Origin of the sequence: Leptospira ainazelensis, assembly GCF_016918785.1 — a bacterium.
Lineage (GTDB): Bacteria > Spirochaetota > Leptospiria > Leptospirales > Leptospiraceae > Leptospira > Leptospira ainazelensis.
In genome coordinates, this window is the sequence record NZ_JAFFPT010000079.1 from 149,321 (window position 1) to 166,921 (window position 17,601).

Here is a 17,601-nt window from a genome sequence, read left to right on the forward strand (position 1 = left end):
CTACTTTCCTCCTTCCTTTGTGATGTCTTCGGAGATATGCATCTGCAGAAGATCTTCTATGAGATAATCCTGACCGAATCCTTCCAGAGGATAGTCCTTTCTAAGAGGATGGCCTTGAAAGTTATCCGGCATCAGAATACGATCCAGACTCGGATGATTGGCAAAAGGAATTCCAAAAAGATCATATACTTCCCTTTCCGGCCAATTTGCTCCCTTAAAAACGGAGACGATACTCGGAACCGATTCTCCTTCTTCCACACGAACCTTGATCTGGATTCTACTCGCGACCTTGTTCGCGGAGCGAAGAAGATAACAGACTTCAAAACGAGGTTCTTTTTTTCCGAGCCAATCCACCGCGGTGAGATCGTTTAGAAAATTATAATATAGAGTTGGATCATTTTTGAGAGCCGTAAAAACCGGAACCAGACCTTCCGCCTTTAAAAAAATAACGGGAAGGTTGGAGACTACTGACTCTTGTTTGTCCAAAAAGTGGGGAAATTTTTCTTTGAGGAAACTTTCTACTGCTTCTTTCATCGGACGACCAGGGGTTTATTTCTTTCGTTCAATTCCTGGATTTTATGCATCACTTCCTGACGTCTTTCTTCCAGCCCCTGCGTTTTCAGTTTTTGCTGTAATTGTACGAGTGCGTCCAAGATGGCTTCCGGACGAGGAGGACAACCGGGAACATAAACGTCTACGGGAAGAATCCGGTCCACACCTTGCAAAACTCCGTAGGTGTTGAACATTCCGCCGGAGGAAGCGCAAGCTCCTACGCTGATGACAAACTTCGGTTCCGCCATCTGATCGTAGATTTGACGAAGCACGGGAGCCATCTTGTAGGTGATCGTTCCGAGGACAAGGATCATGTCCGCCTGACGCGGAGAAAACGAAGGACGTTCGGCTCCAAAACGAGCGATGTCGTAGTCGGAACAGGAAGCGCTCATATATTCGATTCCGCAACAAGCGGTCGCGAAAGGATAAGGCCAAAGGGAATAACTTCTTCCCCATTGAATCACGGACTCGACGTTGCCGAGTTGAATCATGTCGCCCAGGGCTTGGCCCGGAGCTTTGTTAAGATCACTCAATCCCATTCCAGCGCTCCTTTCTTCCAGATATAGTATAAGCCTACGACCAAGGTGAGGACAAACACAAACATCTCAAAGATGAGAAAAAACCCGATTCCCGCGTTCTTAAATCCGATCAGATTGACTGCGTAGGGAAAAAGAAAAACGGCCTCAATATCGAACAAAATAAAAAGAACTGCGACAAGATAAAACTTAATGTTAAAAAGTCCTCTTGCATCCCCGTAGTATTGTACGCCGCACTCGAAAGTGTCCTGCGGTTTGGACTTCTTTTTGGGGCCGATAAGTATGGCAAGGGTAAGAATCAGAGCAGAGAAACCAACTCCGAGTAAGAATTGAATGAGTAATGGGCCAAGGTGCTCGGGAGCGCTATCCATAGCTCCTATTAGACTCCGGTTTGCATATAGCCTGTCAATCAATTTCGTGATATATCTCGCGCCCCATAGGAAGCGAGATAACCGCGAGCAGCAGAGCGTTGCGAGTGGTTCGCAACGAAGTTGCGAAACAGAGAGCGAGATAGCCAAAAGCCGCGAAGCGAAAGCGTTGGCTCTCGGCGTAGCTGAGACGAACGAACTAAAAACGCAAGCCCACAGAAAGGACGTTGAGTTCTGCGAGCGACGCCGGACGAAGTTGGAAAAAGAACGATCCGTAAAGAGCGAAAGGACCATTGAACAGCGAAGCCTTACTTTAAGTTGTTTCCTGCTTGCGTCGGAATTCTGCAATTTCCAATTGAAACAGAGAATCAAAAAAACAACCACGAAATATTTCAGCAGATTCTAATCTTTCCATCGGAAAAAAGGGGAACATTCTTAAAAAAGGACAATGTAAGGATGGAGAATTTATAACCTGAAAAGACGCGTTTACCGCATGTTGAGCAATGGAAAATTTCTCATTCGGAATCATTCTTCACAAAAAGAACCCCGAATTAGTTTGACAAAAAACAGATAGACAAATCAAAGCACTGGCTTCTCCTAGGAAAGGTCCCGACAAAGGAAAACGAATTGTCCGCCGCACACAACGCAGATCCCTTTTCCTGGAAAAAGAACATTCTTCTTTCCTTACGTCGTTTTCCTCTCGCCCTTATCCTATTCTTTCTTCTCTTTACCGATTGTGCTAGTTCTAAAAATTCCATCTTCGGAACGGTGTTTGTTCGACGGGGGTTTACTCTCGAAAAAAAAACGAAACACATCGTATTTCCGGTTCAGATTCGTTCGGGTTGGCTCTTAAAAGATCAGAATGCAGATCAGAGAAAATTCGTAGAATCCAGGAGTTTTGAAAAGTTAGAACTTACGATTTTAAATTACGGCGGTAAGGTGCAGGAAAGATATAACGCCGAAAGACAGTTTCGTTCCACGCTTGAAAACGATCCTGTCTTTAACGAGGAAAAGGGAATCAAGATCGCAAAACTTCTCAAAGGCGACATCGCGGTTTTTACGGACTTTACGGATTATGGAACCGTTTCCGGAAACGCGATTTTGGAAGTTACCGTAAAAGCGATGGACGTCGAAAACGGAGAGATTGTCTGGAAGGCGATGTATTCGGGAAAAGCATTGGGTCTTCAAGACGGCTTTGACCTTTCCAACTTGGAATCTGAAATTTTCGAACAACTGACAAATAGATTAAAACAAAAAACGGAGTAAAAGGAGAACAACATGGCTAAAGTAGTATTATCCAGTTTTGCAGAATTAGAAGCCTACACCGGAAAAGAAATCGGGACTTCCGAATACCACACGATCACCCAGGAACAAGTCAATCGGTTTGCAGATGCGACTCTGGATCATCAGTGGATACATACGGATCCCGAAAGAGCGGCGAAGGAATCTCCGTTCGGCGGGACGATTGCACACGGATATCTTACTCTTTCCATGGCACCCTACCTCTTGTCTCAAATATTAGAATTAAAGAATATTAAGATGGGGATCAATTACGGAATGGAAAAACTTCGGTTTTTAGAGCCCGTAAAAGTAGGAAGCAAGTTGAGAATCAGAGCGGAGTTGATCGAGCTAAAAGACCTTAGAGGTACTGCGAGAATGACTCTGAAGATGACTTTCGAAACCGAAGGATCCACAAAAGCGGCCGCGGTCGGAGAGGTAATCTATCTATATCAATTTGCCTGATGGAAAAAAATTTCTAAAATTAGGTAAAATATGAGTCCTAGACTGATCATCTATATGGTCTCGAGAATTCGAGACGAATTTCACAGACACCTGAACCTTGAGCTGAAAGAAAAAGGTTTAGGCGCGCTAACAACGACCCACGCGGATATCTTATTCGCCCTCGTAAAGAAAAAACGAGCGCAGATGCAGGAGATAGCCAAGATGATCAATCGGGACAAATCCACGTTAACCGCCCTTGTCGACAAATTGGAAACCTTGGGATTTGTGGAAAGAACGAGAGACGCCGACGATCAGAGGATTGTACATCTCGAACTGACGGCGAAAGCATATTCGGTTCGTCCGGTTTTGCTCGGTATATCCCGTTCCCTTGTTAACAATCTTTACAAAGGGTTTACGGAAGACGAAAAAAAGGAATTGGCTCGACTTCTTGTAAAACTCTATCAAAATCAAAATCCCGAGTCCATAAACGCGGGATTTTTTCTACAATAGAAAACGGGAAATACAAATGGCTTCCTTCCAACCAATTCTATCCTGGATCGCGGGTCTGATCCTTTTGTTCCTATCCGGGATTCATTTTTACTGGTTGGTGGGAGGTCAAACCGGCGGAAACAAAGTCATTCCGGAAGTAAACGGAAAACCTGCGTTTCTTCCGGGAAAACCTGCTACCTTGATCGTTGCGATCCTGCTCTTAGGCGCGGCTTTGTTGCCGATCGGACTGACGTTGGAGAATCCGATCGGAATCCCAAAACACCTTTTTTACTACGGAACCTTCTTTCTTTCCGCCGTATTTCTTCTGCGTGCGATCGGAGAATTTCGATTGGTAGGCTTTTTTAAGAGCGTTAGGGGAACCGAGTTTGCTAAAAACGACACAAAATATTATTCGCCCCTCTGCCTTCTCCTTTCCGCCCTTCTCTTTTTTTCGGCGATCTAAGAAAGAATTTCGGATTTTTCCGAAAAGAAATTATTTTCCATTTGATAAAATGGCGGCATGAATTTCCATTCACCGGCATGAAATCAAAACATAAATTATCCGATAAACTTCGTTATCATTTCGACAATTTTATGTCCAAAGGCGGGGGTGCGGTTTTTGCCGCGCTGATCACCTTATTCTTAATCGCATTTATAACGCTGTCAATCGTACGCGTGTTAGGCGGATGGATTTTTCCGGACGAATCGATCCAAGGAAAGGGAGAATTTCTTTGGAGGGTATTCTTACAGATCTCCGACGCGGGCGCCGTAGCGGAAGACGGCGAATCCAACTGGTTCAATAAATTCTCCGGAATTCTTACCGTATTTTTAGGTCTTGTTCTCTTTTCGAGTTTAGTGGCGTTTATCACAAATCAATTTGATCAGAAGATTCAGGATCTAAGAAAGGGAAAGAGCGACGTATTAGAATCCGATCATACGATCATCCTTGGGTTCGGAGTCCGAGTCGTTGAAATCATCAAGGAACTCATTGAAGCGAATTCATCCGAGTCCAGAGCGGTTGTAGTCATCCTTGCGGAAGAAGACAAGGAAACAATGGACGATTTTCTCGCTGAAAATCTCACCGATCGCAAAACGACAAAAGTGATCACACGTTCGGGAACCCCGTCGAGTTTACATTCTCTGAGAAAAGTGAACGCAAAAGAAGCGAAGTCCGTTTTAGTTCTAAACGCTTCCAGCGACGAAGAATCCAAAGAAGGAAGATCCATCGGAGACGCAAAAGTATTAAAATCGTTGATGGCATTGGTCGCCCTCGGACAAGGCAACGAACTTCCTCCCATAGTCGCCGAACTTTACGGAGAAGAAAATCGCCGGATCGCGCAGGAACTCTCGGCTTCGATTCAAGTGATGGATGAAAGAAACATTCTGGCCAAACTTCTGGTACAAACGTCCAGAACTTCCGGACTCGCCGTCGTCTATTCCAACTTAGTCGGTTTCGAAGGGGACGAGATCTATTTTTACAAACCTAAAAACGGTTGGAACGGCCTTCCGTTTCAAGAAATTTCATTTCGGTTTAACGAATCCGTTCCTTTGGGATTTAGAAAAGAGGACGGGGACATCATCCTAAATCCTCCCGCGAGTTATATACCCGGAGACGAGGAAGACGCCGTACTTTTAGCGGAAGACGATTCTAAAATCCGTTACTCCGAGAACGCGGTAGCAAATCCGAGAGACTTTCAGATCCCGAAGAAGAAACGTTCCAACCCGATCGACAAACAATTGATCGTGGGATGGAATTCGAAAAGTCCGCTCATAGTGGAAGAATACGCAAAGTTCGTGGCGCCCGGCTCTACGATCGATCTTTTGGTAAAACAGATCGACGACGACTTTAAAAGTTCCGTCGTTCGACTAAAGAAAAAATATCCAAAAATCACGTTACGCTCCTTTCAAGCTGATCTTTCCCAGGAATCCGTGATGAAAAGACTCGCTCCGGAATCTTACGATTCCGTAATATTCTTAGCCGAAGAAAAAGAAAACATAGAGGAAGTGGACGCTCAAACGATTTCCTTGCTTTTACGCTTCCGTCAGTATTTCAAACGATATTCGTTTAAAACCGGAAACCAGCCGACGACTCAGTTGATCACGGAGATCATGAATTCGGAAAACACGGAGATTGTTTTAGAAACCGGAGTCAAGGATTTCCTGATTTCCAATCAATTCGTTTCGAAGATGATGGCTCAAGTTTCTCAAGAGCCCGACGTTATGCGCGTTTATGAGAATCTTTTCAGCCCCGAAGGAAGCGAAATCTACCTCAAACCCGTTTCTTTGTATTTCGAAAACGCTTCCCAGGTTCTTTCTTTTGCGGATTGTGCGAGCGCGGCGCTCAAACGGGGAGAAACTTGTTTCGGAATCAGAATCGCATCCGAAGAGAAAGACGAGGAAAAAGGATACGGAGTACACCTCATTCCTCCAAAGAACACTCAATTCTCCATCCGACCGGAAGATTCCTTGATCGTGTTGGCGGAAGACCAGACGTAAGCTCTTTTCACCTCGGAGTCGAAAGACTCCGTTTGCTTCTAAAAAAACAAGATCGTAATCCTGATTGGATCTTGCTGATTGCAATCCATTCTTCAACATTTATGTTAGGCGATGAGTCTCCGGAAAGGATAAAAACAAAAAATGGATTCAAAACCTAAACGCGAGTTCCGAATTCTTTTCTACAAAAACTAAAAAATCGATTCCAAGCTGAAAAATATCTTTCTTTTGTCTGTTGGTTTGTGTGTTACGAATACAATTTATTAAAGCGAAATGAATGATGATTCCTCTCATACCTTCACTCTACAACTTACAGCGCGTCCCAAAACCTGATCTTACTTTTTCGGAAAGATCGAGCTATAAGAACCTGCCCCAGTTTTGGAACAGATTCTTATATAAAATCCAGTTTATCCTTCTATCCGGTTATTTTTTATTCTCCTGCGAGAACATGGGAACGGATCAGGTTCGGGGGAAAGAGGCGATTCAGGAGATTCAAAAAGAAATCCTTAATATTTCCATCTATGAATTGTTGGGAAGACCTCGAACAAATTCCTCTTCGTCTTGCGGCAGCGCTTCGATAGAATCGGCGATTACCGAATTGGAATTGAACGATCAATTCGCTTCGGCGCAAACACTCAGTCCACTTTCCAATTCTAATCCATCCTTTCAAATTTCAGGAAGTATTTCCGGAAACACAGACGTGGACGTCTTTCGATTTTTCAGCTTATTTATAGGGACCGCACAATTCAAACTCGTATCAGGTTCCGCCCTTTGTAGAATCAGTTTCGGTGTGGACGAAAGCGGAAACCTTTCAGCCTTTCCGACCGGACCCAATTCGATCCTACCACTGGGCGCCTCCGAATTCCATACGGTCGGACCAAGTCCGATCGAGTCGGTCTATGTAGATTGCCAAGGACTCGCGGGTCAGGATTATCAAATTTCAGTCGGCTTGCCGAACGAAACTCCGAGCGTATATTCGGGATTGAGTTCGGGCCAAGACTTTCTTGCATCCTTGGGTTCGCCCGATTATTTTACGGCGGCTTTAGGAATCGAAGAATCCAAATCGTATACGCGACATTCTCTCAATCGTTGTCTAAACGCGATTCGAACGACGGGGCACTTTATAGCGATCGAAAAATACAACGTTTCAAACGTTAGTTGCGGTTCTCAAAGGCTCACGTATGAAGTCGGTCGTATCCTACTCTTAAAATCGGATTGCACCTTGGAACAGACAAAAGGCGATTGGAATAAGATCTACGGAACCGGTCAGTAAACCTTTATGGAAAGATCTTATATTACCTTATCGAAATAATTCAAAAAAGGCTGAAGAATCTTATAAGAATCGATCGTGTTCTTGATGAAATTTTTGGAAAGAATATCGGAGTCTTTTTGCTGTTTTTCTACGATGTAACTCGTATATTGAATCCATTCCAGATCGGGATGTCCTTTGGAAAAACCTCTCGGCGCCGTATTCAGTTTCATATCCGAAAGACCGCCGAATTCCTTTTCGATTTTTTTATCCTGGACGATCTTTTTAAATATATTCGAATTTTCTAAAATAGTCTCGCGAACTTTTCTCAATATCTTCGGATCGGGCATATACAATCCTCCGGCGATAAAGGACTGATCCCCCGGTTGGATATGAATATAAAAAAGAGGTCTTCCTAAATCCTTGCCACCGGCGCCGATACTTGCGCCGAAATTGATTTTATAAGGTTCCTTATTTTTGGAAAATCGAACGTCCCGATAGATTCGAAAGATACATTTTTTGGGATCCACTCCCGCGAGATTCGGATTGACCTTTGCAAGACCGATCACAAGTTCCGAGATTAAGTTTTCAAAATCGTTTTTAGCTTCGGTAAAAAGAAGTTTATTTTTTTCCAGCCAAGGTTTGTTGTTATTCTTCGCTATTTTTTTTAGGAAATCGAGAGTGGATGGTTGTAACATAAAAGACCTTGCCGATAAGGTTCGATTCGAATCCGGATCGATCAAGTCAAAATTCATTCTTACTTCCTCGTCGGTTTTTCGTTTCCGGCCCGATAATAAGATTGTATCTATCACAAGGATTAGATCCGCTCCATAAAACGAAAGTAAGAAGTTCCGATGAAAACCTCTTACTGTTTCCGGAAAAAAGAAAAATCCTTATTTCTTCTTTGAAAGAAACAAATCCAAATCTTTCGCCGACTGTTCCGGTATTTCCTCCATAGGAATGTGACCCGCACCTTCATAAACGACGAACTGCGCGTTTGGGAGATCCCGTTTCCAATTTGGAAAATATTCAAAACTCAGCCAATGGTCTTCGGTTCCCCACATCACCAAAGTAGGAGTTCGAATTTCAGAAATCCGTTTTCCCATTTCCTCGTTCTGAAAACCTTCCCTTTGTTCTTTGAAAATTTTGACGATCGCGGATCGATTCCCTTTTTTCATAGAAAGATCCACGTATCGTTCTTCCACCTCGTCTTTAAGTCGACTCGGATCCCCGTATGCCTGACTGACGCCTCTACTCACCACAAAACGCGGAGTGGAAACTTTCATCAAAGGTTGTATCAAAGGATGACTTCCAATGGCGACTAACTCAGGCAACGGTTGCGGATAACCTACCGAATCTATAAGAACTAGTTTTTCCACTCGGTTCGGATATTCAAGAGCGTATCTCCAGGATATAAAACCTCCTAAAGAATTTCCTACCAGATGAAATTTTTCGACTTTTAGACGTTTCCTAAATGTTTCCAAAAGAAGAATCATACCTTCCGTTTTTAAGACCGAATCGTCCTCTCCTATCTCCGTCAAACCGTGACCGGGAAGATCCAAACGAACGACACGATATCGGTTCTTTAAGATCGCGGCCCAAGCGTCCCAGGTATGCAAAGAAGAACAGACTCCGTGCAAAAGAACGATCACCGGTCCCTCCCCTTCATCGCGGTAATGGAGGTTTACGTTTTCAATCGTCATAAACTCGGATTCCGAATTTGTATACTTCGCTTTTAATTCTTCCAAAGGAATCGAACCGACTCCAAAAAATTTACAGGAACTCAAAACAAAGGTAATCAATAGAATCGAAATTCTACATTGTAAAAAAGAGACATTCAGTATCATAATATTCTCATACGTTAGTTACGTCTGTGAAAGCCAAAGGAAACGGATCGATTTCGTAAAGAATTTTTTTGACCCCGAAAGAGGTTTTGGAAGGTCGATTTGGAAGAAAGTAAGAGGTTAAATCATCTCGGCGCTAAAAATAGAATCGATTCTTTGAATGATTTTTATTTCTTTTTCCGCGAATGGCCGCGCGGTTTTGAGATCGGAAACTAAAATTTTCAATTCGTTTTGTAAGGTTTGGTCGAATTTTCGAAAGTCGGGAACTGAAAGTGAATTGAGATCTCCGGGTTCCGCTTTCCAGAGACCCCTTGCATATTCTCTTCTTCTTGTTTCTAAATCTTTTTTAGAATCGGAAGAAATCAGATAGGCATAAACTGCGTCCACCCATTCCTCCATACCGGGAGCGGGTGTAAATCCGTGAAAACAGGTTAAGTGAACTACGTTGCTAAAATTTCTTACGATTCGAATTTCGTTTCGATGAAAACTGGATGCGAGAATCGAACAGGAAGACTTTGCCTCCTGACTATACCAATTTTTCCTTCTTGAAGGAAGAAAGCGACGGTCGACTCCCTTGGTAAGACCGCTCTCCAGATACTTCCTCAAGGCGGACGATTCGTTCGGATCAAATTCGTTTCTTACGTCCAAAAGCCAGACCTTGGCCCCCTTTCTACTCAACTCCTCCCAATCGGAATATAAGAATATTCTATTTCTCGCATATTGTGATTTTGGAATACAGGTTCTGAAGAATTTCTCAGGAATTCCGGATTGTTCCACCATCGTTTTTGTAAAAAGGAAAAAATCGTTGTCCCCGGTTGCGATCCCTCTCGTAAACTTTCCGAATTCCAAGAGGGGAACTCGAAGATCGGAGGAGTTTTCATGAGAATCGTTTTTTCTTTCCAGAAGATAAGTTTTCTTTTCCATACGGTGAAAGATCGGACTCCACTTTGCCTCCGGATCCGGAAACGGGATCCACTCGGTTTCGATCGATTCAACGGCTCCGGAAACAAGTTTGGACTTACCGGTAAAAAAACCGGGTTTCAACCTGGCCCATTTGAATCCGGATTTTTTTTCCTTCCCTGAATTTTCCAAAAGAAGAATACAAGAACTCGTAACGGCCTCGTCAAAAAGACTGTCTTGAGGAGATAAAAGAAAAAGAGAATGAAGATGACCCGATTTTCTGAGTGCGGTCTTGATGAACACTCCGTAACCGGAGTTAAAAAAGTCCTGAGGAACTAAAAACGCGGCCCTTCCGCCGACGCTAATCATATTCAAACATTTTAATAGAAAAAAGACATAGAGATTCGCCGTTCCCGGAAGTTTGGTTTCCAAGTCTCCGGCAAATCGTTTATTCAATTCTTTGGAATAAATTCTATCGTTTATCTTCTTGTAAGGCGGATTACAAAGGATCACGTCGAATTTATGCTCGGGAGTTTGTAATAGAAAATCCTGATCGAAAAAATGAAGGGAGCCGTAACGAGTGACTTTGTCTTCTAAGGAAGACTTACTGGATTCTAAACATTGAGGATCGAGATCAAAACCGAACCATTCAGCTTTGAGATCAGGTCGTTTATCAAGAAGACTGGAAAAAAAGACTCCGTTTCCGATCGCGGGGTCCAGTATACGTTTTGAATTTTCTGGAGAGGAAATTTTTTCCGCGCCGAGAACCCAATCAACCAGGAAATCCGCTACTTTTTCGGGAGTAAAAAACTGTCCTAGAAATTTATTTTTTATTTTTCGATTTGCCTCTTGAGACATTTATACCGTGCAATTCCAAATCTTTCGCCGATCGAACGAATGCAATTTTTTACATACAAACGTCGTTTTGAAAGCTAACGTCTGTTATAGACAAAAATTTCAGATCCTAAGATGCTAACAACCAGTAATTTAATTGCATAGTATTACGGCCATTAGGTGAAAATGAGTATACTATAAGTCATACTATAAATCGGGAATTATTCGATTAGAACTATCCTATTGTGGTGTGTATACAAAAAGATTAAGCGAAATGGGATGGATATTTTTTCGACTTTGGTTTCCAGGAGTTCGGTAAAAAATATCCGATTGAATTTATGTATTTTTATACCGTCGAATCATGAAAAGGTATCAATCAAGTTTTTTCTGAATCAAATATTCTCACTTCTTCTTTCGGTAATTTGCATCGTTCTTTTAGATCGATTTATATCGGCGTTATGCGCTCTATAAATTCACATTTATAGACGAATCCTTAATATCTTTTCCGAGTAGTTTCAAAATTCGACCGATTTCGGTTTTTTTTAGATGATAGACTCAGATATTGTGAAACGCGGTTTTTTCATGGAAAGATGTGAGATAACGTTCCATTGAATTGTTAAGCGAACTCAAATCGGTTGGAATTGATTCCGTCGACGACAAAATACTACTTAGGGCGTTTAGAACGCTTACCTGAGTAAGTGGAAATCTGAAACGTTGAACTTACTAAGCGTCCCAAAACTGGGAGAGGTTCTTATTTCAATGGATACAAAGAAGGGTTGTGTGGACTTTTATAGGAATCTACCAATTGAAAGAATAACAAAATTACTGCGAGATCCGATCTCCATTCTCCTTAATTCCGAGTTTTTTTAGAATCAGAGTTTCGAGCGAATCCGATTTTTGTTTTCGAACTTCTTCCAAAGGAGTTCGTCCGTGTGTATCTGCGAGGCTCGGATCGGCTCCGAGTTCCAAAAGTTTCTGAGCCAAGCCCGTTCTCTTTTTGAGAATCGCTTGTAAAAGAGGAGAGATTCCTTCTGCGTTTCTTTGGTTCACGTTTGTTCCCGACTTTATGAGAAGATCTACGATTCTAAAATCCGTCTCCGATTCTTCCGCGAGAAAATGAAGCGCGTTATCAGCTCCCAATTGAATCGTCTTACCCTCCGAATGAGCTTCGTGTAAACGACTTGTGTAATCCGGCTTTGCATTGTGTTTTAAGAGAAATTCTACGATGGGAAAATTTTGTATGGAAGCGCCGGCTCCACAGGCGAGGAAAAGAGGAAATTCTTCCGGAGCGCCTTTATCAAAGTTCACGTCGGCCTGATTTTCGATCAGAAACTGGACAAGAACTAAGTTCCCGTGACGGATCGCAACGTTCAGAACGGATACGGGCGCCGTTTTTCCGGATGAATCGATCTTGGAAAAATATTCTATCTTGGCTCCGGATTCGATCAGACGTTTTGGAACCGCGAGGTCGTCGATGTCCAAAACCTTTACGTCTAAAAGTCCGGAAAGACTTTCGGAAAGGACGGAACTCCCGTCTTTATCCTGAGCGTTCACGTCGGCTCCGGCACGAATCAAAACCTCCACGATCTCAGGTCTGTGATCTGCGATCATAAGCGCGGTTTTTCCCCGAGAATCTTTTGCATCTACAGTCGCTCCGGCTTGGAGAAGGATCTGCATTTTTTTAGGATCTCCTTCTTGAACCGATCTCAAGAACTCGTTGTCCAAGACCGGATCCGCGGAAAGTAGGAAGGGAAATATGAGAATGAGACAGGGGATTTTGCGAATTGTAGAAATCATTGTTGTTTTAAAAGACCGTTTCTAATTATTAGATCGGATTTCCGACGGTTGTATATCCACATTTTTAGAACCCCTTTTTTCTCGGAATCCTAAAAACGCCCTTTTTATCTTGACCCGCGATTCTTTCCGGAGTTCCTCTTGTTTCGGAGTTGGATCATGTCAAAATCTTTTAAAGAATATACCTATTATGACGCTACAGGTCTCGCCAATTTGGTTCGTAAAAAAGCGGTTCATCCTTCCGAACTTGTGGAATCCGCGATTGAAAGAATTGAATCTACCAATCCGGGACTCAACGCGGTCATCCATCGTTTTTTTGAGGAAGCTCGAAGAGACGCCAAGTCCAAACTTCCGGACGGTCCGTTTCGGGGAGTTCCGATTCTTGTCAAAGACATCGTCCATTCGATCGGAGGAGCCCCTCTTACTTCCGGTTCAAAGGCGTTTCGAAATTATATCTCCCCCGTAGATTCCGAATTTGTAAAAAGATTGAGAAAGGCGGGAACTCTTTTTCTAGGACAGACAAACGTTCCCGAATTCGCTCTTATGGGAATCACCGAACCGGAGTTACACGGTCCTACGAGAAACCCTTGGAATTTGGAAAGAACTCCGGGAGGTTCTTCCGGCGGCTCGGGTGCGGCCGTGGCCGCTGGAATGGTTCCGGTTGCGACCGCGTCGGACGGAGGAGGATCGATTCGAATCCCTGCCGCCTATTGCGGGTTATTCGGACTCAAACCCACTCGGGGAAGAACTCCGGTCGGTCCATACTTCGGAAGATTTTGGCAAGGCGCTTCGGTGGATCACGTTTTATCGAGAACCGTGAGGGATAGCGCCGCCTTCTTAGACGCGTTATGCGGAATCGAAAACTCAGGCGCTTTTTCTTTTGAAGAATCCAAGACGAGTTATCTTTCCGAGATCAAAAAATCTCCGGGAAAACTGAGAATCGCATTCTCCACTCAATCGCCGATCGGAACTCCGGTACATCCCGATTGTGTGGAGTCGGTCGTTCATACCGCAAAACTTTTACATTCTCTCGGACACAAGGTGGAAGAAAAGGACGCGCCCGTGGATGGAAAGGCGATTGGAAGAGCGTTTATCACGATGTATTTCGGTGAAATGGCCGCTCAATTAAAAAACTTAGAACCCATTCTTGGAAGAAAAGCGACGATGAGCGACGTGGAATCCGTGACTTGGATTTTAGGACTTTTGGGAAGAACCGTTTCCGCAGGAGAGTTTGTAAGAACTTTGCAAGAATGGGACAAGGCCGCCCTTGCGATGGAAACTTTTCACGAGACCTATGACGTCTACTTGACTCCGACGACCGCGATGCCGCCTGCAAAGATAGGAGAACTCGAACCCAAGCTGGGCGAAAAGATAGCGATGCAGGTTGTGGGTCGTCTGGGTTTGGGAAGAATGTTGCTGGCTTCCGGTCTTGTGGATGAACTCGTTGAAAAAAGTCTTTCCAGAACTCCTTTTACACAACTCGCAAACTTAACGGGGCAACCTTCGGTTTCGATTCCGATCGGTCAGACAAGCGATCAACTTCCGTTGGGTCTTCAGTTTACCGCGGCGAAAAGAAGAGAAGACGTTCTCTTTCGTCTCAGCGCGCAATTGGAAAAGGCAGTACCTTGGTCGAAACATAAGTGAGGTCGAAATTTGTGGGAACTCTCACAAAGGAATGCTTTTTACGCGTTTAGGCGAACTTCGAACAATCGCGAGATCGAGTGCGTAGGAACTCTTACGAGAGAATCTTTTGCGCGTTTAGGCGAACTTCGTTAAGTCGACGGAGAAGAAGTCTTCGTCGGAGGAACGACAAAGTCCCAGTTGTATGTGTACTTGCCCGAGAGAGCTGGCGTTTATACGAACTTCGCATATTCAACACAAGTCGAGTGCGTAGGAACTCTTACGGCAGAATTTTTTGCGCGCTTAGGCGAACTTCGAACAATTGCGAGATCGAGAGTGCGTAGGAACTCTTACGAGAGAATTTTTCGTGCGTTTAGGCGAACTTCGTCAAGTTGACAGAAAAAACCTTCGTCGGAGGAACGACAAGGTCTCAGTTGTATGTGCACTTGCCCGAGAGAGCCGGCGTTTATAGGAACTTCGCATATTCAACACAAGTCGAGTGCGTAGGAACTCTTACGGCAGAATTTTTTGCGCGTTTAGGCGAACTTCGTCAAGTTGACAGAAAAAACCTTCGTCGGAGGAACGACAAGGTCTCAGTTGTATGTGCACTTGTCCGAGGGAGCGGCGTTTATACGAACTTCGCATATTCAACACAAGTCGAGGCTTGTAGGAGCTCTTACGGGGGAATTTCCCGCGTTTAGGCGAACTTCGTTAAGTCGACAGAAAAAACCTTCGTCGGAGGAACGACAAAGTCCCAGTTGTATATGCACTTGCCCGTGGGAGCGGGGTTTAGGCGAACTTCGTATATTCAACACAAGTCGAGTGCGTAGGAGCTCTTACCGAAAACTTCCCGCGCTTAGGCGAACTTCGAACAATTCGATGCGCAAAAAGTCCGAGGCAAAAAAAGAATCCTTACTTTCCGCCTATATCTTGAGATTTTTGTTTTTCAAAGTATAAAATGAATTCACGAAAAGAGCGTAACAATATCGTATTGTTTTTTGATTCCGAAAAAACTGTTGGAGCATTTATGAATCGATTCTTTTGGTTTCCAGTCACACTCGTAATTCTCATCCTTTCTATCTTAAATTGCAAAAAAGAATCCCTCTCCTCCTTCGAAGAAGACGGGAAATACGGTTTCAAGGACCGAAAGGGAAACGTAGTAATCGAAGCGCAGTATTCTTTTAGTTACGATTTTGACGAGAACGGGATCGCTTTTGTGTTCGGAGATGGGGGATGGTCTTGCATAGACGAAAAGAACCGAGTCTTGTTAAATCCGTTTTTGTATGACAACGGCCCTGATCCTTTTGTCGAAGACTTTGCACGTTTTAAAGAAAACAATAAAATCGGTTTTTATGACCCTCACTGTAAGAAAATCATTCCCGCTCGGTTCGATTTTGCTTTTCCATTCGAAGAAGGTTTTGCGGTTGTTTGCCTTCGTTGCAAGTCGGTAAAGTTAGGCGAACATTCCAAAATCGAAGGCGGAGAATACGGTCTCATCGATAAAAAAGGAACAATCATAGTTCCTATCGAATATGATTCCATCTCCACCGATTGGAACAAAAAAATCGCGCGGGCAACCAAGGGCAAATTAATAAAATACATTCCGATTTTATAATGCGCTTTTAGGAATGGAGAATTCCGGATTCTTACCTGCGATTTGTTCGTTCGACTTCAATGAAATCTGATTTTCAAAGGTGAAATCGACTGAAGAATATTTTCATTCGAAATTTTGGAACAGAATATCCCTTTCTGGATCAGAATCGGAGCCGCACAACGAGGGAGTTCCTACTTTTCTTTTATCCAACGAACCACCTTGAGATAAAAAACAAACGATCGCAGATTTTTCTGTGGAGCGATAAGCCCTTCCTGAAAAAAGTAGGATCTCCCTCTTCGATCTTTTTTTAAAACAAAATATCTCTTGATTCCAAGTCGGAACCCCGAAATGCTTTGCCCACCATGATTCCCGTCTTACTTATCGGACTTGGAAGAATCGCCTCTCTTCTCGAAAAGGATTCTCTCCGAAATCATCCCTGCACACACGCCGGCTCGATCTTTTCTCCTTGGGGAAAAAAAAGATTCTACCTTATAGGAGCGATCGATCCGTCGGAGGAACGACGGAAACAATTTTGCAAAGATTGGAATATTCAAGAAACAAAATGTTTCTCCGACTTTCAGGAGTGGTCCAAGGCATTTCGATCAAGGAAAAATCTAGGATCGAATTCTACCTTAGAAAAAGATGGAGTTCCTACTTTCTCCGCTTCAAAAGAAAAGACGTCCTCCCGATCCGTTCCCAAAGTCGGAACCTCGTCCAACGCAAAAACTCTCCCTTTTCAGATCGGTTCCAAACCCAAAAGTAGGAACTCACACGCCAAAGAAAAATCCTTCGACCTCGGCAAATGTCTCGTCATCATCGCAACCCCTTCGAACACACATTTCGGACTCGCAAGCCGGGCGATTCGATACGGATTCCGACATTTGCTCGTGGAAAAACCGGTCTGCCATTCTTTTTCCCACGCCAAAAGACTCGCCAAACTCTGTCGCGAGACCGGGACGGACCTCCGAGTCAATCACGAACGACGCTATCATCCTCTCTACAGGAAGGTTCGGAAATGGATTCAAGAAGAAACCTTCGGCCCGGTTCGGACGATCCGAGCTTCCGTCCTGACTTCCGCCAGAAACCCGGGCCGCGCGGCCCTCGATCGGACGGGCCCTCTTTTCCATGACGGAACTCACGCAGTCGACCTTCTCACGTGGTATCTCGGGATTCCGGACCGGATTCATTCCGTTCTCCGTTCGTATCCCGATTCTTCCGTGGAGGAACAAGCGGTCGCCCTCCTCACGTATCCAAAGGGAGAAACCGTATTCTTAGAAGCAGGTGGAATGCGAAAATACTTTCAGTTTGAGTTGGACATCCAAACAGAATCGGCGCGTTTCCTCGTGGGGAACGACGAGGTTCGATTCTGGAAATCCAAACCTTCCCGCAAATACAAAGGATTTAATAGTTTGACTCCGGTTTCAATTTCCGAAAAATCTTCCGCAGGCTCAAATCCGTTTCTCAATCTCTATGAATCTCTTTTCCGACATCTCAGCGGAAAACCTTCCGAGATCACGGGAGACATGGAGGAGAATCTCCGGATTCTTTCCATCTTGGAAACGATTCGGAAGAAAGCCGAAAAAAGAATCCTAGAGGTTTAGAATTT

At 43.9% G+C, this 17,601-nt stretch carries 16 protein-coding genes; 9 read left to right on the top strand and 7 right to left on the bottom strand.

All coding sequences use genetic code 11. The features are described from left to right. Genes JWG44_RS19570 through JWG44_RS19580 form a run of 3 tightly spaced genes read right to left on the bottom strand, consistent with a single transcriptional unit; the run spans position 1 to position 1,459 of the window. The gene (locus JWG44_RS19570) at positions 1-534 is read right to left on the bottom strand and encodes an NADH-quinone oxidoreductase subunit C (protein ID WP_205276749.1); all 534 of its coding nucleotides are present in this window, start codon (positions 532-534) and stop codon (positions 1-3) included. Then, positions 531-1,091: an NADH-quinone oxidoreductase subunit B gene (locus JWG44_RS19575; protein WP_205276750.1), complete on the bottom strand. Its 561-nt coding sequence runs from the start codon at positions 1,089-1,091 to the stop codon at positions 531-533. The genes JWG44_RS19570 and JWG44_RS19575 overlap by 4 nt, the downstream gene beginning before the upstream one ends. Continuing rightward, complete coding sequence (locus JWG44_RS19580; protein WP_118970152.1) at positions 1,082-1,459, bottom strand: NADH-quinone oxidoreductase subunit A; 378 nt, start codon at positions 1,457-1,459, stop codon at positions 1,082-1,084. The genes JWG44_RS19575 and JWG44_RS19580 overlap by 10 nt, the downstream gene beginning before the upstream one ends. Before the next feature lie 624 nt (positions 1,460-2,083). Here JWG44_RS19580 and JWG44_RS19585 point away from each other — a divergent pair. The 6 genes from JWG44_RS19585 to JWG44_RS19610 all read left to right on the top strand — a co-directional run bounded on the left by JWG44_RS19585 (position 2,084) and on the right by JWG44_RS19610 (position 7,433). Further along, complete coding sequence (locus tag JWG44_RS19585; protein WP_232371756.1) at positions 2,084-2,722, top strand: hypothetical protein; 639 nt, start codon at positions 2,084-2,086, stop codon at positions 2,720-2,722. 12 nt (positions 2,723-2,734) lie between these two features. Continuing rightward, entirely contained in the window at positions 2,735-3,199 is a 465-nt protein-coding gene (locus JWG44_RS19590) for a MaoC family dehydratase (RefSeq protein ID WP_205276751.1), read from the top strand. 30 nt (positions 3,200-3,229) lie between these two features. Beyond that, positions 3,230-3,688 (top strand): MarR family winged helix-turn-helix transcriptional regulator, encoded by a 459-nt coding sequence (locus JWG44_RS19595; protein WP_205276752.1) that lies wholly within the window; start codon positions 3,230-3,232, stop codon positions 3,686-3,688. A gap of 16 nt (positions 3,689-3,704) precedes the next feature. Next, positions 3,705-4,130 carry a DUF3995 domain-containing protein gene (locus tag JWG44_RS19600; RefSeq protein ID WP_205276753.1) on the top strand — a complete coding sequence of 142 codons (426 nt, stop codon included), beginning with the start codon at positions 3,705-3,707 and terminating at the stop codon, positions 4,128-4,130. 77 nt (positions 4,131-4,207) lie between these two features. Further along, positions 4,208-6,163: a CASTOR/POLLUX-related putative ion channel gene (locus JWG44_RS19605; RefSeq protein ID WP_205276754.1), complete on the top strand. Its 1,956-nt coding sequence runs from the start codon at positions 4,208-4,210 to the stop codon at positions 6,161-6,163. 277 nt (positions 6,164-6,440) lie between these two features. Beyond that, positions 6,441-7,433, top strand: a complete 993-nt coding sequence (locus JWG44_RS19610; protein ID WP_205276755.1) for a hypothetical protein — start codon at positions 6,441-6,443, stop codon at positions 7,431-7,433. 17 nt (positions 7,434-7,450) lie between these two features. Here JWG44_RS19610 and JWG44_RS19615 read toward each other — a convergent pair whose 3' ends face one another. From JWG44_RS19615 to JWG44_RS19630, 4 genes are all read right to left on the bottom strand, one after another. Then, positions 7,451-8,107 (bottom strand): DUF2461 domain-containing protein, encoded by a 657-nt coding sequence (locus JWG44_RS19615; RefSeq protein WP_205277070.1) that lies wholly within the window; start codon positions 8,105-8,107, stop codon positions 7,451-7,453. 195 nt (positions 8,108-8,302) lie between these two features. Continuing rightward, entirely contained in the window at positions 8,303-9,256 is a 954-nt protein-coding gene (locus JWG44_RS19620; RefSeq protein WP_205276756.1) for an alpha/beta fold hydrolase, read from the bottom strand. A 117-nt stretch (positions 9,257-9,373) separates the two neighbouring features. Next, entirely contained in the window at positions 9,374-11,011 is a 1,638-nt protein-coding gene (locus JWG44_RS19625; protein ID WP_205276757.1) for an HsdM family class I SAM-dependent methyltransferase, read from the bottom strand. A 798-nt stretch (positions 11,012-11,809) separates the two neighbouring features. After that, positions 11,810-12,784: an ankyrin repeat domain-containing protein gene (locus JWG44_RS19630; protein ID WP_205276758.1), complete on the bottom strand. Its 975-nt coding sequence runs from the start codon at positions 12,782-12,784 to the stop codon at positions 11,810-11,812. Positions 12,785-12,940: 156 nt separating this feature from the next. Between JWG44_RS19630 and JWG44_RS19635 the strand changes: the two genes are divergently transcribed. The 3 genes from JWG44_RS19635 to JWG44_RS19645 all read left to right on the top strand — a co-directional run bounded on the left by JWG44_RS19635 (position 12,941) and on the right by JWG44_RS19645 (position 17,596). Then, entirely contained in the window at positions 12,941-14,425 is a 1,485-nt protein-coding gene (locus tag JWG44_RS19635; protein ID WP_205276759.1) for an amidase, read from the top strand. 1,003 nt (positions 14,426-15,428) lie between these two features. Next, positions 15,429-16,016, top strand: coding sequence for a WG repeat-containing protein (locus JWG44_RS19640; RefSeq protein WP_205276760.1), 588 nt, complete (start codon positions 15,429-15,431; stop codon positions 16,014-16,016). A 341-nt stretch (positions 16,017-16,357) separates the two neighbouring features. Next, positions 16,358-17,596 carry a Gfo/Idh/MocA family protein gene (locus tag JWG44_RS19645; protein WP_205276761.1) on the top strand — a complete coding sequence of 413 codons (1,239 nt, stop codon included), beginning with the start codon at positions 16,358-16,360 and terminating at the stop codon, positions 17,594-17,596. The last annotated feature ends 5 nt before the right edge of the window (positions 17,597-17,601 follow it).

Bases quoted from the DNA above. Each gene is read 5' to 3' on its own strand.
- JWG44_RS19570 (WP_205276749.1), bottom strand. From the start codon at position 534: ATGAAAGAAGCAGTAGAAAGTTTCCTCAAAGAAAAATTTCCCCACTTT.
- JWG44_RS19575 (WP_205276750.1), bottom strand. From the start codon at position 1,091: ATGGGATTGAGTGATCTTAACAAAGCTCCGGGCCAAGCCCTGGGCGAC.
- JWG44_RS19580 (WP_118970152.1), bottom strand. From the start codon at position 1,459: ATGGATAGCGCTCCCGAGCACCTTGGCCCATTACTCATTCAATTCTTA.
- JWG44_RS19590 (WP_205276751.1), top strand. From the start codon at position 2,735: ATGGCTAAAGTAGTATTATCCAGTTTTGCAGAATTAGAAGCCTACACC.
- JWG44_RS19595 (WP_205276752.1), top strand. From the start codon at position 3,230: ATGAGTCCTAGACTGATCATCTATATGGTCTCGAGAATTCGAGACGAA.
- JWG44_RS19600 (WP_205276753.1), top strand. From the start codon at position 3,705: ATGGCTTCCTTCCAACCAATTCTATCCTGGATCGCGGGTCTGATCCTT.
- JWG44_RS19605 (WP_205276754.1), top strand. From the start codon at position 4,208: ATGAAATCAAAACATAAATTATCCGATAAACTTCGTTATCATTTCGAC.
- JWG44_RS19610 (WP_205276755.1), top strand. From the start codon at position 6,441: ATGATTCCTCTCATACCTTCACTCTACAACTTACAGCGCGTCCCAAAA.
- JWG44_RS19615 (WP_205277070.1), bottom strand. From the start codon at position 8,107: ATGTTACAACCATCCACTCTCGATTTCCTAAAAAAAATAGCGAAGAAT.
- JWG44_RS19620 (WP_205276756.1), bottom strand. From the start codon at position 9,256: ATGATACTGAATGTCTCTTTTTTACAATGTAGAATTTCGATTCTATTG.
- JWG44_RS19625 (WP_205276757.1), bottom strand. From the start codon at position 11,011: ATGTCTCAAGAGGCAAATCGAAAAATAAAAAATAAATTTCTAGGACAG.
- JWG44_RS19630 (WP_205276758.1), bottom strand. From the start codon at position 12,784: ATGATTTCTACAATTCGCAAAATCCCCTGTCTCATTCTCATATTTCCC.
- JWG44_RS19635 (WP_205276759.1), top strand. From the start codon at position 12,941: ATGTCAAAATCTTTTAAAGAATATACCTATTATGACGCTACAGGTCTC.
- JWG44_RS19640 (WP_205276760.1), top strand. From the start codon at position 15,429: ATGAATCGATTCTTTTGGTTTCCAGTCACACTCGTAATTCTCATCCTT.
- JWG44_RS19645 (WP_205276761.1), top strand. From the start codon at position 16,358: ATGATTCCCGTCTTACTTATCGGACTTGGAAGAATCGCCTCTCTTCTC.